14 protein-coding genes are annotated in these 12,981 nt (G+C 72.1%); 10 read left to right on the top strand and 4 right to left on the bottom strand.

Annotated elements, in window-relative coordinates; all coding sequences use genetic code 11:
• Positions 1–26 precede the first annotated feature (26 nt).
• Positions 27–599 carry a hypothetical protein gene (locus ACZ6PY_RS20750; protein WP_262286123.1) on the top strand — a complete coding sequence of 191 codons (573 nt, stop codon included), beginning with the start codon at positions 27–29 and terminating at the stop codon, positions 597–599.
• Between the two features lie 51 nt (positions 600–650).
• Here ACZ6PY_RS20750 and ACZ6PY_RS20745 read toward each other — a convergent pair whose 3' ends face one another.
• The gene (locus ACZ6PY_RS20745; RefSeq protein WP_262286122.1) at positions 651–944 is read right to left on the bottom strand and encodes a ferredoxin; all 294 of its coding nucleotides are present in this window, start codon (positions 942–944) and stop codon (positions 651–653) included.
• A 177-nt stretch (positions 945–1,121) separates the two neighbouring features.
• Here ACZ6PY_RS20745 and arc point away from each other — a divergent pair, with 177 nt between their 5' ends.
• The 6 genes from arc (at position 1,122) to prcA (ending at position 7,279) form a co-directional block, all read left to right on the top strand.
• Positions 1,122–2,903, top strand: a complete 1,782-nt coding sequence (arc, locus tag ACZ6PY_RS20740; protein ID WP_466074493.1) for a proteasome ATPase — start codon at positions 1,122–1,124, stop codon at positions 2,901–2,903.
• Positions 2,904–3,083: 180 nt separating this feature from the next.
• Complete coding sequence (gene dop / locus ACZ6PY_RS20735) at positions 3,084–4,601, top strand: depupylase/deamidase Dop (protein WP_466074491.1); 1,518 nt, start codon at positions 3,084–3,086, stop codon at positions 4,599–4,601.
• 106 nt (positions 4,602–4,707) lie between these two features.
• Complete coding sequence (locus ACZ6PY_RS20730) at positions 4,708–4,914, top strand: ubiquitin-like protein Pup (RefSeq protein WP_046562769.1); 207 nt, start codon at positions 4,708–4,710, stop codon at positions 4,912–4,914.
• 22 nt (positions 4,915–4,936) lie between these two features.
• Positions 4,937–5,623, top strand: a complete 687-nt coding sequence (locus ACZ6PY_RS20725; RefSeq protein WP_466074489.1) for an endonuclease domain-containing protein — start codon at positions 4,937–4,939, stop codon at positions 5,621–5,623.
• Positions 5,542–6,381, top strand: a complete 840-nt coding sequence (prcB, locus tag ACZ6PY_RS20720; RefSeq protein WP_466074487.1) for a proteasome subunit beta — start codon at positions 5,542–5,544, stop codon at positions 6,379–6,381. Before ACZ6PY_RS20725 ends, prcB begins: the two co-directional genes overlap by 82 nt.
• A gap of 61 nt (positions 6,382–6,442) precedes the next feature.
• A complete protein-coding gene (gene prcA / locus ACZ6PY_RS20715; protein ID WP_466074485.1) occupies positions 6,443–7,279 on the top strand; it encodes a proteasome subunit alpha in 837 nt (278 codons plus the stop codon).
• Between the two features lie 36 nt (positions 7,280–7,315).
• On the opposite strand, the gene rfbB is transcribed toward prcA, so the two are convergent.
• On the bottom strand, positions 7,316–8,293 hold the full coding sequence (gene rfbB / locus ACZ6PY_RS20710) for a dTDP-glucose 4,6-dehydratase (RefSeq protein ID WP_466074483.1): 978 nt from the start codon (positions 8,291–8,293) through the stop codon (positions 7,316–7,318).
• A 118-nt stretch (positions 8,294–8,411) separates the two neighbouring features.
• Between rfbB and pafA the strand changes: the two genes are divergently transcribed.
• The 3 genes from pafA to ACZ6PY_RS20695 all read left to right on the top strand — a co-directional run bounded on the left by pafA (position 8,412) and on the right by ACZ6PY_RS20695 (position 10,719).
• Positions 8,412–9,770: a Pup--protein ligase gene (pafA, locus tag ACZ6PY_RS20705; RefSeq protein WP_262286115.1), complete on the top strand. Its 1,359-nt coding sequence runs from the start codon at positions 8,412–8,414 to the stop codon at positions 9,768–9,770.
• A gap of 64 nt (positions 9,771–9,834) precedes the next feature.
• Positions 9,835–10,056 carry a hypothetical protein gene (locus ACZ6PY_RS20700; RefSeq protein WP_466074481.1) on the top strand — a complete coding sequence of 74 codons (222 nt, stop codon included), beginning with the start codon at positions 9,835–9,837 and terminating at the stop codon, positions 10,054–10,056.
• Between the two features lie 282 nt (positions 10,057–10,338).
• Positions 10,339–10,719 (top strand): carboxymuconolactone decarboxylase family protein, encoded by a 381-nt coding sequence (locus ACZ6PY_RS20695; protein WP_466074479.1) that lies wholly within the window; start codon positions 10,339–10,341, stop codon positions 10,717–10,719.
• A gap of 4 nt (positions 10,720–10,723) precedes the next feature.
• Here the strand turns inward: ACZ6PY_RS20695 and ACZ6PY_RS20690 are convergent, their stop codons facing one another.
• Together ACZ6PY_RS20690 and ACZ6PY_RS20685 are read right to left on the bottom strand one after the other, a co-directional pair.
• Positions 10,724–11,809 carry a DUF3866 family protein gene (locus tag ACZ6PY_RS20690; protein ID WP_466074477.1) on the bottom strand — a complete coding sequence of 362 codons (1,086 nt, stop codon included), beginning with the start codon at positions 11,807–11,809 and terminating at the stop codon, positions 10,724–10,726.
• A 59-nt stretch (positions 11,810–11,868) separates the two neighbouring features.
• Entirely contained in the window at positions 11,869–12,876 is a 1,008-nt protein-coding gene (locus ACZ6PY_RS20685) for a cation diffusion facilitator family transporter (protein WP_466074475.1), read from the bottom strand.
• Between the last annotated feature and the right edge of the window lie 105 nt (positions 12,877–12,981).

Here is a 12,981-nt window from a genome sequence, read left to right as displayed (position 1 = left end):
CGGCACGCGGGCCGGGAGGCGGCGGCATGAGCAACCCGGGCTACGGCAACGGCGACCTGCCCGCCGTGTTCCCCGACTGGTCGCCGTACACCGACCTGGAGTCGGCCGCCCGGGCCTACCTGCGCGACCCCGACATCGCCCTGGACGCCCTCGGCGGGGTGCTGCGCGGCGCCTCCGTGCTCGGCTTCACCCTGGAACGCTTCGTCAACGAGGTCAACGGGGTGTGGCAGGAGGTCGTCGTCTGCGACGGCAGCCGGCTCGTGCTGTGGCACGGCGAGGACGTCCCGCCGGGGGAGGGGCCCGCCGGCTCGATGACCTCCTCGCTGCGGGTGGTGCCGGTCTCCACGGTCACCGAGGTGGGCTGCCGGCGGCGGCTCACCCGCGCCGACACCGGCGAGGTACGGGTCGACAGCATCGACGTCTACCTGCTGCTCAGCTCGCTGGACGAGGCGCCGCCCAGCGACGAGATGACCGGCGCGCCCCGGCACGACGCGCTGCGCTTCGGCAAGACCCTCGACGACGGCGGCGCCGGGCAGATCACCCGGCTGGAGGAGTTCGCCCGGCTGGTCGCCTCGGTCGTCGGCCGCCCGATGCTCTGAGACACCGCGGGCCGGGGACCTCGCGGTCTCCGGCCCGTCGTGTCCGTCGGCTCAGTCGTCGGCCTCCGGGCCGGCCACCTCCGTGCCGTCGCCGGCGCGCACCACGTGGATGCACTCGCCGGGGCACTCCTTCGCGGAGTCGATCACCTCGAGGCGCAGGTGCTCCGGCACGTCCACCCGGGCGCCCGGGGCCTGGCGCAGCTCGCCGTCCGGCCCCTTGACGTACGCGAGGCCGTCGACGTCGAACTCGAAGACCTCCGGCGCGTACTGCACGCACAGGCCGTCACCCGTGCACAGGTCCTGATCGACCCAGACCTGCAGCTGGTCCGTCGCGACGTCGGTCACGAAGCACCCCCCATGTTCTCCCGTCCCACGCTCCGACGGTACCCGAACGCCCGTACCCGCCCGACGACCAGCCCTTGGCGATCAAGCTTCGGTGACGAGCGCGTTGCGGAGGACCGAATCGGGCTCATAGCGGCTAGTGTTAGGTCAGAACGTTCAAGCCCCCCGGGGAGGTGGGACGTGGCACGCAGCGACGACGCGGACTCGCGCGCCGCACGGTGGGAGAAGGAGGCCCACGATCTCTCCACGCAGGTTGCGTTCCTTCAAGAGGAACTCGCCCTGGTGCGGCGCAAGTTGACCGAAAGCCCCCGACACGTCCGGCAGCTCGAGGAGCGGCTGGCGGCCACCCAGGCGCAGTTGGCGCGGCTGACCGAGAACAACGAACGGCTCGTGAGCACCCTCAAGGAGGCTCGCGCGCAGATCGTGACGCTCAAGGAGGAGATCGACCGCCTCGCCCAGCCGCCGAGCGGCTACGGCGTCTTCCTGGCCAGTCACGACGACGGCACGGTGGACGTGTTCACCGGCGGGCGCAAGCTCCGGGTGGCCGTCTCGCCCTCACTCGAGGTCGACGAGCTGCGCCGGGGCCAGGAGGTCCTGCTCAACGACGCGCTCAACATCGTCGACGCGTTCGGCTACGAGCGGGTCGGTGAGGTCGTGATGCTCAAGGAGATCCTCGCGGGTCCCGACGGCGCGCCGGGCGACCGGGCGCTGGTGGTCTCGCACTCCGACGAGGAGCGGATCGTGCACCTCGCCGAGACCCTGATCGGTGCGCCGATCCGGGCCGGTGACTCGCTCATGATCGAGCCCCGCTCGGCGTACGCGTACGAGCGGATCCCGAAGAGCGAGGTCGAGGAGCTCGTCCTGGAGGAGGTGCCCGACGTCGACTACACCGACATCGGTGGCCTCCACTCGCAGATCGAGCAGATCCGCGACGCGGTCGAGCTGCCCTTCCTGCACGCCGACCTGTTCCGCGAGCACCAGCTCCGGCCGCCGAAGGGCATCCTGCTCTACGGCCCGCCCGGCTGCGGCAAGACGCTCATCGCCAAGGCGGTGGCCAACTCGCTGGCCAAGAAGATCGCCGAGCGGGAGGGCAAGGAGCGGCACACCAGCTTCTTCCTCAACATCAAGGGCCCCGAGCTGCTCAACAAGTACGTCGGCGAGACCGAGCGGCACATCCGGCTGATCTTCCAGCGGGCGCGGGAGAAGGCCGGCGAGGGCACGCCGGTGATCGTGTTCTTCGACGAGATGGACTCCGTCTTCCGCACCCGCGGCTCCGGTGTCTCCTCGGATGTGGAGAACACGATCGTCCCGCAGCTGCTCAGCGAGATCGACGGCGTGGAGGGCCTGGAGAACGTCATCGTCATCGGCGCCTCCAACCGGGAAGACATGATCGACCCGGCGATCCTGCGCCCCGGCCGGCTCGACGTGAAGATCAAGATCGAGCGGCCGGACGCCGAGGCGGCGAAGGACATCTTCTCCAAGTACATCCTCTCCGGCCTGCCGCTGCACGCAGACGACCTCGCCGAGCACGGCGGTGACCCGCAGGCCACCGTCGCGGCGATGATCGACGCGGTCGTGCTGCGGATGTACTCGGAGACCGAGGAGAACCGCTTCCTCGAGGTCACCTACGCCAACGGCGACAAGGAAGTCCTCTACTTCAAGGACTTCAACTCCGGCGCGATGATCCAGAACATCGTCGACCGGGGCAAGAAGATGGCCATCAAGGAGTTCCTCACCTCCGGACGCAAGGGCCTCCGGCTCCAGCACCTCCTCGACGCCTGCGTCGACGAGTTCCGGGAGAACGAGGACCTGCCCAACACCACCAACCCCGACGACTGGGCCCGCATCTCCGGCAAGAAGGGCGAGCGGATCGTCTACATCCGCACGCTCGTCTCCGGCGGCAAGGGCGCCGAGGCCGGCCGGTCCATCGAGACCGCCAGCAACACCGGCCAGTACCTGTAGTCCGACGGCACGACGGAGGCCCGCGGCGCACCGCGCCGCGGGCCTCCGCGCGTCCGCACCCGCGCGCCGCCGCGCCCCGCCACACCGGACGCCCCGCGCCGCCGCGCCCCCTTCCCGCGTGACGGCGACTACGCTCGACCTGACGGGGGACCGGGACGGGCGAGCGGAGCGGGCAGGTCGATGAGCGTTAGACGGATCATGGGCACCGAGGTCGAGTACGGCATCTCCGTGCCCGGCCAGGCCGGAGCCAACCCGATGGTCACCTCCTCCCAGGTGGTCAACGCCTACGGGGCGCGGCCGGAACTCAACCGGGGCGGCCGGGCCCGCTGGGACTACGAGGAGGAGTCGCCGCTGCGCGACGCCCGCGGCTTCACCTACTCCGGGGCGGCCTACGACCCGGCCGAGGCGCTCGCCGACGAGGATCTCGGGCTGGCCAACGTCATACTCACCAACGGCGCCCGCCTCTACGTCGACCACGCGCACCCCGAGTACTCGACGCCCGAGGTGACCAACCCCCTCGACGTGGTGCGCTGGGACAAGGCCGGTGAGCGGGTGATGGCCGAGGCGTCCAAGCGGGCCGCCACGATCCCGGGCAGCCACCCCATCCACCTCTACAAGAACAACACCGACAACAAGGGCGCCAGCTACGGCTCCCACGAGAACTACCTGATGCGGCGGCAGACCCCGTTCGCCGACATCGTGGCGTACCTGACGCCGTTCTTCGTCACCCGGCAGATCGTCTGCGGCGCCGGCCGGGTCGGCATCGGCCAGGACGGCGGCCAGAGCGGTTTCCAGATCTCCCAGCGCGCCGACTTCTTCGAGGTCGAGGTGGGGCTGGAGACCACCCTCAAGCGGCCCATCATCAACACGCGGGACGAGCCGCACGCCGACGCCGACAAGTACCGCCGGCTGCACGTCATCATCGGCGACGCCAACCTCTCCGAGATCTCCACCTATCTCAAGGTCGGCACCACGGCGCTGATCCTCACCATGATCGAGGAGAAGGCGCTCGGCTCCGACCTGGGCATCGCCGACCCCGTCAGCGAGCTGCGCGCGGTCAGCCACGACCCGTCGCTCACGCACCTCATTCGGCTGCGCGACGGCCGCAAGCTGACCGCGCTGGACGTGCAGTGGGCGTACCTGGAGCGGGTCCGGTCCTTCGTGGACGACCGCTACGGCGCCGACGCCGACGCCCAGACCGTCGACGTCCTCGACCGCTGGGAGAGCGTGCTGGACCGGCTCGGCCGGGACGCCTTCCTCTGCGCCGACGAGCTGGACTGGGTGGCGAAGCTGCGGCTGCTGGAGGGCTACCGGGAGCGGGAGAAGCTCGGCTGGGGCTCGCACAAGCTCCAGCTGGTGGACCTGCAGTACTCGGACGTGCGGCCGGAGAAGGGCCTCTACCACCGGCTGGTGCAGCGGGGCTCGATGAAGACCCTGCTCACCGACGAGCAGACCCGCTCGGCGATGACCGAGCCGCCGGAGGACACCCGGGCCTACTTCCGGGGCCGCTGCCTCGCCCAGTACGCCTCCGAGGTGGTCGCCGCGAGCTGGGACTCGGTCATCTTCGACGTGGGCCGGGAGTCGCTGGTCCGGGTGCCGATGATGGAGCCGGAGCGGGGCACCCGCACGCACGTGGGGGCGCTCTTCGACCGTTGCGACACCGCCAAGGACCTGCTGGAGATGCTGACCGGCGGCTGAGCCGGATGCCGGAAAGCCCGTTCCGTGCCGGTACCCGGCGCGCGACGGGCTTTTCGTCGTCGGCGCGAGGTAAGTTGATCGCAGGCGATCGTGGAGGAGGCACACCATGGCGACCCAAGAAGGCGGCCAGACCCAGTCCGGCAAGTCGCACGAGGAGGTCGAGGAGGTCACCGCGCAGGCCAACCCCGAGGTTGCCGAGCGGCACGCCGAGATCACCGAGGACGTCGACGACCTGCTCGACGAGATCGACTCCGTCCTGGAGGAGAACGCAGAGGAATTTGTCAGAGGCTATGTACAAAAGGGGGGTGAGTAGGGCATAGTCGGTCGAATCGGACATGCCCCGCTCGCTCGATGATCGGGACGGCCTCCGCCGCTGTCGTGACTGCGACGAGTGGAAGCCGCTCGATGATTTCTGCGCTAACAGCCGTCGACCCGACGGCCGTGGCAGCTACTGCAAGCCTTGCTTCAACCTTCGCTCGAAGGCCAGTTATGCCAAGCGCCTGAAGGAGAAGCACGGTCGGGAGGTGCGCGAGCTGCCAACGGTCCCGGACGGTTACCGCCGCTGTCCCACGTGTGGTGAGACCAAGGAGCTCGACCACTTCCCGCGTAATCGGTCGGGCCGGGGCGGCTACGGCCGATACTGCAAGCCGTGCCACAACGAGAAGGGTAAGGAAACCGCGCTGCGCCTGTATGGCGGTAGCCGCGAGTATCACCTGCGGCGGCGGTATGGGATCGGGCAGAAGGAGTTCGATGAGCTTCTCGCCGAGCAGGGTGGCGTGTGCGCGATCTGCGGGTCACCCGACCCGGAACACCTGGACCACGATCATCGCACCGGATGGGTGCGCGGGATACTCTGCTTCAACTGCAACGGTGGTCTTGGCCAGTTCCGTGACAGTCCCGCGAGGCTGGCCAGGGCGATCACGTACCTGAGAGGAACCACGTGGCAGCGGGTTTTGATCCATCCGGGCGTCTTCCAGATGTGTTCACCAACGCGGGGACGTCCTCCTTCACAACGTTCCTGAGCAGGGTGGCTCCCGAGATGCTGCCCGGCCGTCGGCCGCTGCCGCCCGGCATGGCCGCCGACCTGGCGCCGCACGCGACGACCATCGTGGCCATCTCGGCCAGCGGTGGCGTGGTGATGGCCGGCGACCGGCGCGCCACGATGGGCAACCTGATCGCCCAGCGGGACATCGAGAAGGTCCACCCGGCCGACGCGTACTCGCTGGTCGGCATCGCGGGCACCGCGGGCATCGGCATCGAGCTGATGCGACTGTTCCAGGTGGAGCTGGAGCACTACGAGAAGATCGAGGGCGCCATGCTCTCGCTCGACGGCAAGGCCAACCGGCTGGCCTCGATGATCCGGGGCAATTTGGGCGCCGCCATGCAGGGTCTCGCCGTGATCCCGCTCTTCGCCGGCTTCGACCTGGCCGCCGCCGATCCGGCCCGCGCCGGGCGGATCTTCAGCTTCGACGTGACCGGCGGCCCCTACGAGGAGACCGGCTACGACGCGATCGGCTCCGGCTCGCTGTTCGCCAAGTCCGCGCTGAAGAAGCGGTTCCGGGCGGGTCTGTCGATCGACGACGCGACCCGGCTGGCCGTCGAGGCGCTCTACGACGCGGCCGACGACGACACCGCGACCGGTGGCCCGGACCTGACCCGCCGGATCTACCCGGTGGTGATGACCGCGACCGCCGAGGGCACGCACCGGCTCACCGACGCCGAGACGGCGGCGATCGCCGAGGGTGTGGTGGCCGGCCGGATGGAGAACCCGGGCGGCTGACCCCGCTCCCACCACCTGAGTCAGCAGTCCGCAGCACAGCGCCCGAAGGAGAACCGCCGCCGTGGCCATGCAGTTCTACGCCTCGCCCGAGCAGATCATGCGCGACCGCTCCGAGCTGGCCCGCAAGGGCATCGCCCGGGGCCGCAGCGCGGTCGTCCTGAGCTACGAGGGCGGGGTGCTCTTCGTCGCGGAGAACCTGTCCAGCACCCTGCACAAGGTCAGTGAGATCTACGACCGGATCGGCTTCGCCGCGGTCGGCCGGTACAACGAGTTCGAGAACCTGCGCCGGGCCGGGGTGCGGATGGCCGACCTGAACGGCCTGAGCTACGACCGCCGGGACGTGACCGGGCTGGGCCTGGCGAACGCGTTCGCGCAGACGCTGGGCGCGATCTTCACCGAGCAGTCGAAGCCGTTCGAGGTGGAGATCTGCGTCGCCGAGGTGGGCGCCACGCCGGACGACGACGCGCTCTACCGGCTGACCTACGACGGGTCGGTCAACGACGAGCCGGGCCGGATGGCGATGGGCGGCCAGGCCGAGGCGATCACCGGGGTGCTGAAGAACGAGCACCGGCCGGACATGTCGCTGTCGGAGGCGGTCCGGGCGGCCATGAAGGCGCTGAGCAGCGTCGGCGGCGAGGGCGGGGCGGCGCGCACGATCGCGGCGAACCAGCTGGAGGTGGCGGTCCTGGATCGGCGCCGGGTGGGGCGGACGTTCCGGCGGATCACCGGGGCGGCGCTGACCGCGCTGCTGGACGGCGACGCGAGCGCGGACGCGGCGCCGGCGGCCGGGCGGGCGAAGACCCCGACGGTGCCGACCGAGGAGGCGAAGAAGCCGACCACGTCGGCGGGCTCGGCCGACCTGGAGGGTCAGCCGCAGGAGGAGCAGCCCGAGGAGTGACGCCGGCCGGGTGCCGGGTCGTGGGCCCGGCACCCGTCAGCGGTGCGGCTTCAGGGGCGTCCACCAGGCCCGGTTGTCCCGGTACCAGGCGACGGTGGCGGCGAGCCCCTGGTCGAGGTCGACGGTGGGCGCCCAGCCCAGCTCGCGGCGGGTGGTGGTGGTGTCCAGGGCGTACCGACGGTCGTGGCCCTTGCGGTCGGCGACCGGCCGGACCCGCTCCCAGCCGGCGCCGCACGCGGCGAGCAGCCGGCCGGTGAGTTCCCGGTTGGTGAGTTCGGCGCCGCCGCCCAGGTGGTAGACGCCGCCGGCCCGGCCGCGGGTCTGGGCGAGCGCGACGCCGTGGCAGTGGTCGTCGACGTGCAGCCAGTCGCGCACGTTGCCGCCGTCGCCGTAGAGGGGCACGTCGTGCCCGTCGAGCAGGTTGGTGACGAACAGCGGAATGATCTTCTCGGGGTACTGGTAGGGCCCGTAGGTGTTGGCGCCGCGGGTGACCACGACGTCGAGGCCGTGGGTGCGGTGGTAGGCCAGCGCGAGCAGGTCGCCGGCGGCCTTGCTGGCCGAGTACGGGGAGCTGGGGTCGAGCGGGGCCCGTTCGGTCCAGGCGCCGGTGGCGATGGAGCCGTACACCTCGTCGGTGGAGACCTGGACGAAGCGGCGTACCCCGTGGCGCAGGGCCGCGTCGAGCAGGGTCTGGGTGCCGACCACGTTGGTGGTCACGAAGTCGGCGGCGGCGGCGATGGAGCGGTCCACGTGCGACTCGGCGGCGAAGTGCACGACGGCGTCGTGGCCGGCGACGGTGACGTCGACCAGGGCGGGGTCGCGGATGTCGCCGCGGACGACCCGCAGCCTCGGGTCGGCGCGGACGGGGTCGAGGGCGCCCTCGGTGGCGGCGTAGGTCCAGGCGTCGAGCACGGTGACGGTGTCCGCCGTGAGGTCCGGCTCGGCGCCGGTGAGCAGCCGCCGGACGTACGCCGAGCCGATGAAGCCGGCGCCGCCGGTGACGAGGATTCTCACGGCTGGGACCGTACCCGGCCGTGGGAGGTGCGAACGCGGGGAATGCCCGGCCCGGTGCGGATGAGACCCGTGGGTTGAGCGCTGCCCATCCGGGGCCCCGGGCGGCTAATGTCACATCATGGAGCGGCGAATCTTCGGCCTCGAAACCGAGTACGGCGTCACCTGCACCTATCGCGGGCAACGCCGACTGTCCCCCGACGAGGTCGCGCGGTACCTGTTCCGGCGGGTGGTGTCGTGGGGCCGGTCGAGCAACGTCTTCCTGCGCAACGGAGCCCGCCTCTACCTGGACGTGGGCTCGCACCCCGAGTACGCGACGCCGGAGTGCGACTCGGTGACCGACCTCGTGGCCCACGACCGGGCGGGGGAGCGGATCCTGGAGGGGCTGCTCGTCGACGCGGAGAAGCGGCTGCACGACGAGGGCATCGCGGGCGAGATCTACCTGTTCAAGAACAACACCGACTCGGCCGGCAACTCGTACGGCTGCCACGAGAACTACCTGGTGTCCCGGCACGGCGAGTTCGGCCGGCTGGCCGACGTGCTGATCCCGTTCCTGGTCACCCGCCAGTTGATCTGCGGCGCCGGCAAGGTGCTCCAGACGCCGCGCGGGGCGGTCTACTGCCTGTCGCAGCGGGCCGAGCACATCTGGGAGGGCGTCTCCTCGGCGACCACCCGCAGCCGGCCCATCATCAACACCCGGGACGAGCCGCACGCCGACGCCGAGCGCTACCGGCGGCTGCACGTGATCGTCGGCGACTCGAACATGAACGAGGTCACCACGCTGCTGAAGGTCGGCACGGCCGACATCGTGCTGCGGATGATCGAGGCCGGCGTGGTGATGCGGGACCTGACGCTGGAGAACCCGATCCGCGCGATCCGGGAGGTGTCCCACGACATCACCGGGCGGCGCAAGGTGCGGCTGGCCTCCGGCAAGGAGGTCTCGGCGCTGGACATCCAGCAGGAATACCTGGCGAAGGCGACCGAGTTCGTGGAGCGCCGCGGCGGCGACCAGACCGCGAAGCGGGTGGTGGACCTGTGGGCGCGGGTGCTGCGGGCCGTGGAGACCGGCGACCTGGACCCGGTGTCCCGGGAGATCGACTGGGTGACGAAGCTGCGGCTGATCGAGCGCTACCAGCGCAAGCACGACCTGCCGCTGTCGCACCCGCGGGTGGCGCAGATGGACCTGGCCTACCACGACCTGCGGCGCGGCCGGGGGCTCTACGGGCTGCTGGAGCGGCGCGGCGAGGTGGACCGGGTGGCCACCGACCCGGAGATCTTCGAGGCGAAGGAGACCCCGCCGCAGACCACCCGGGCGCGGCTGCGCGGCGAGTTCATCCGGCACGCCCAGGAGAAGCGGCGGGACTTCACCGTCGACTGGGTGCACCTCAAGCTGAACGACCAGGCGCAGCGCACGGTGCTGTGCAAGGACCCGTTCCGGGCGTACGACGAGCGGGTGGAGCGGCTGATCGCGAGCATGTGACCTGGGGCCGGGCGGCCGGTGCCGGGGCGCCGGCCGCCGCGTCCACGGGTACGCTGGCGTCGCGATGAACACTTCCGAACCTGCCGGCCGCCCGGGCCGCGACACGTCCGCCGCCCGCGACCGCGGCACCGAGAAGCTCAACTGGGTTGAGCGGCGCCGGGAGAAGATCCGCGCCGAGGTCGAGCGCAACCGCCGCGGCGAGTTCGCCGTGCCGACCTGGGTGCTGGCGGCGGCGCTGGTGCTGATCGTGGTTGCCTGGCTGGGGCTGATCTTCCTGGCCGGCTGACCGCCGGAGCGGCGGCGGGGCAGTTGCGCGCCGGCCCGGCCACCCGGGAAGGTTGTCACATCGACCGGATTCGACCCGCCGGCCCCGGCCGGCGCGGCACGGGAGGGTGACGTCATCGCACACATCGATCTCGGCCTGGACGAGCAGGCCCACCCCGGCATCAACGGGCTGGCCCGCTACCGCCCGGAGACGGCCAAGCCGCTGTTCGACCTCGCCGACACGCTGCTGCACGCCCCGCATCCCACGCTGAGCGCGGGCGAGCGGGAGCTCATCGCCGCGTACGTGTCGGATTTGAACGCCTGCACGTTCTGCTGCGCGTCGCACTCGGCGTTCGCTGCCGCCCAGTTGCCCGCCGGGATGCCGCTGGTGGAGCAGGTCCGCCGGGACCTGGACGGCGCGCCGGTCGATCCGAAGCTGCGGGCGCTGCTGCGGATCGCCGGGGCGGTGCAGCGCGGCGGCCGGGAGGTCACCACCGCGCTGGTCGAGGCGGCCCGCGCCGAGGGTGCCACCGACCTGGAGATCCACGACACGGTGCTGATCGCCGCCGCGTTCTGCATGTACAACCGCTACGTCGACGGCCTGGGCACGCTGGCGCCGGCCGACCCGGCGGGCTACACCCGGGCCGCGGAGCACATCGTCGCGCACGGCTACGGGCCGCGCTGAGGGGTCAGCCGAGCAGGCGGGCCGCGTGCCGGCCGGCGGCGGCCGCGGCCAGGAAGTAGGCGTGGTCGCCGTCGAGCCCGCGCCCCATCGTCGACAGGCCGACCGGGCTGGCCCGCAGCGCCGCGTCCAGGCCGTCGGTGGGCACGGTGACGATCCGGTGCCGCGCCGCGAGCGGGGCCAGCGCCGCACCCACCTCGGCCGCGAGAGCGGGATCCAGGCCGTCCGGCACGACCAGCTCGGCGGGGGCCAGGGCGACCCGCCCGTACGCGGTGAGGCTGTGGTGGGAGACGCCGCGGTGCCGGGGGCGGGGGTCGGCCGCGGAGATCCGCAGCGAGCCGACCGGCCGCCCGCCCAGCGTGGCGACCGCGTTGACCGCCTCGCCGACGGCCACCCCGGAGAAGCCCCAGCGGGTGCCGGTGCCCAGGTTGCCGGGCCCCTGGGCGACGATCGCGACGTCGGCGCCGAGCACGTGCCGGGCGGCGAGCAGCCCGCTGTGCAGGGTGCTGGCCTCCAGGTCGCCGCCGAACGCCTGGCCCACGCTGACCGTGCCGGCGAGGTGGCCGGCGAGTCCGGCGAGGGTGCGGGAGAACCAGGCCGGCAGCGCCCCGCCGTCGGTGAGCAGGTAGGCGACCCGGGCGTCCGGGGCGTCGGCGTGGACGCCGGCCAGGATCGCCGGCAGCGCGGAGTGCAGGTCGGCGGTCACCACGGGCATCCCGTCGACGGACTCGGCGGCGGCCAGGCGCGCGTGGTGCGGGGAGGCCTCCTCGTCGACGCCCAGCAGGATCGGCTGCAGCGGGGTGTAGCGGGCCTTGACCAGGTGCCCGGCGTCGCGGGTGTCGGCGGCCTGCGGCGGGTCGGCGGGGAGCCGGTCGGGCAGGGCCACGACGAGGGCGTACCCGCCGGTGCCGAGACCCATCAGCAGCGCGCCGGCGTTGAGCAGCACCCGGTCGCCGGGCTCCGGGTCACCGACCAGAGCCGGGTAGGCCAGGGCGCGCATCCGGCCGCCGCCGGGCAGGTCGACGTCGAGTTCGGCGGCGCCGGCCCACCGCCGCCGTACCGCCGCCACCGTGCCGGACCGCCATCGCACCATGCCGGGCACGGTATCGGCCGGCGCCGGGCCGGGGTGCGGCCGGGTCGCCGGCCTGCCGGTCAGGGCACCCCGCCCGGCTCCTGGTCCACGGCCCGCTCGTCCTCGTCCTGGGTGGTCCGGGCCCGGTGCCCGTCGCTGCCGCGCCTCGACCGGGTCGGGTCGAGGAAGACGTACCCGATCTCCGGGAACCGGTCGGTGAGCCGCCGCTCGGCCTCGTCGGCGGCGGCCTCGATGTCGGCGCCGGTGGCGTCGTCGTGGAAGTCGACCTTGGCGGCGACCAGGATGTCCTCGGGGCCGAGGAACATGGTCATCAGGGTGTCGACCCGGTCCACCGCGGGAAGCCCGGCCAGCTCGTGCTCGATCTGCCGGTGCACCCGGTCGGACACCGCCCGGCCCACCAGCAGCGAGATGTTGCTGCGGGCCAGGATGCCGGCGACCACCAGCAGCAGCACGCCGATGAGGATCGAGGCGACGCCGTCGTAGACCTCGTCGCCGGTGAGGTGCGACAGCGTGAGCCCGGCGGCGGCGAGCAGCAGGCCGATCAGGGCGGCGCTGTCCTCCAGGAACACCGCCTTCACCGTGGTGTCGGCGGTCAGCCGCAGGTAGCGGCGCGGGGTGGCCCGCCAGCGCCGGGACTCGTTGCGGACCTGCCGGACGGCCCGGGCCAGCGAGACCGACTCGATGGCGAAGGAGACCGCCAGCACGACGTACGAGGCCAGGTAGTTGCCGGTGTGCTCGTGCACGAGGATCGTGGTGACGCCGTGGGTGATGGCGAAGCCGGCGCCGACCACGAACGTGAACAGCGCGGCGAGGAAGGCCCAGACGTAGCTCTCCTTGCCGTACCCGAAGGGGTGCCGGGTGTCGGCGGGCCGCGCCCCGCGGCGCAGCGCCATGTAGAGCAGGACCTCGGTGGTCGTGTCGGCGACCGAGTGCGCGGCCTCGGAGAGCATCGCCGCGGAGCCGGAGAGCAGGCCCGCGATCAGCTTGGCGATCGCGATGGCGAGGTTCGCCGCGCCGGCCACCACGACCGTGCCGACGCTCTCGCTCTTGACCTCCGGCTCCGCCATGCGAACCACCCTATGGCCGCCCTCGGCCCTCCGCGCGGCGAGCGGGACGGGCCGGGGGCGGTGTGGTGCGCATCGCCTCCGCGGCGGGACTCCCGCGCGCCGCGC

It is taken from the genome of Micromonospora sp. NPDC048907 (assembly GCF_055586885.1).
The sequence above is the reverse complement of the archived record's forward strand: the minus strand, read 5'-3'. Positions and strand labels throughout refer to the sequence as shown.

What these genes read in the sequence shown, in the direction of transcription:
- ACZ6PY_RS20690 (WP_466074477.1), bottom strand. Translation starts at nt 11,809, where the DNA reads ATGGTGCGATGGCGGTCCGGCACGGTGGCGGCGGTACGGCGGCGGTGG.
- ACZ6PY_RS20685 (WP_466074475.1), bottom strand. Translation starts at nt 12,876, where the DNA reads ATGGCGGAGCCGGAGGTCAAGAGCGAGAGCGTCGGCACGGTCGTGGTG.
- ACZ6PY_RS20700 (WP_466074481.1), top strand. Translation starts at nt 9,835, where the DNA reads ATGAACACTTCCGAACCTGCCGGCCGCCCGGGCCGCGACACGTCCGCC.
- pafA (WP_262286115.1), top strand. Translation starts at nt 8,412, where the DNA reads ATGGAGCGGCGAATCTTCGGCCTCGAAACCGAGTACGGCGTCACCTGC.
- dop (WP_466074491.1), top strand. Translation starts at nt 3,084, where the DNA reads ATGAGCGTTAGACGGATCATGGGCACCGAGGTCGAGTACGGCATCTCC.
- ACZ6PY_RS20750 (WP_262286123.1), top strand. Translation starts at nt 27, where the DNA reads ATGAGCAACCCGGGCTACGGCAACGGCGACCTGCCCGCCGTGTTCCCC.
- ACZ6PY_RS20725 (WP_466074489.1), top strand. Translation starts at nt 4,937, where the DNA reads ATGCCCCGCTCGCTCGATGATCGGGACGGCCTCCGCCGCTGTCGTGAC.
- ACZ6PY_RS20730 (WP_046562769.1), top strand. Translation starts at nt 4,708, where the DNA reads ATGGCGACCCAAGAAGGCGGCCAGACCCAGTCCGGCAAGTCGCACGAG.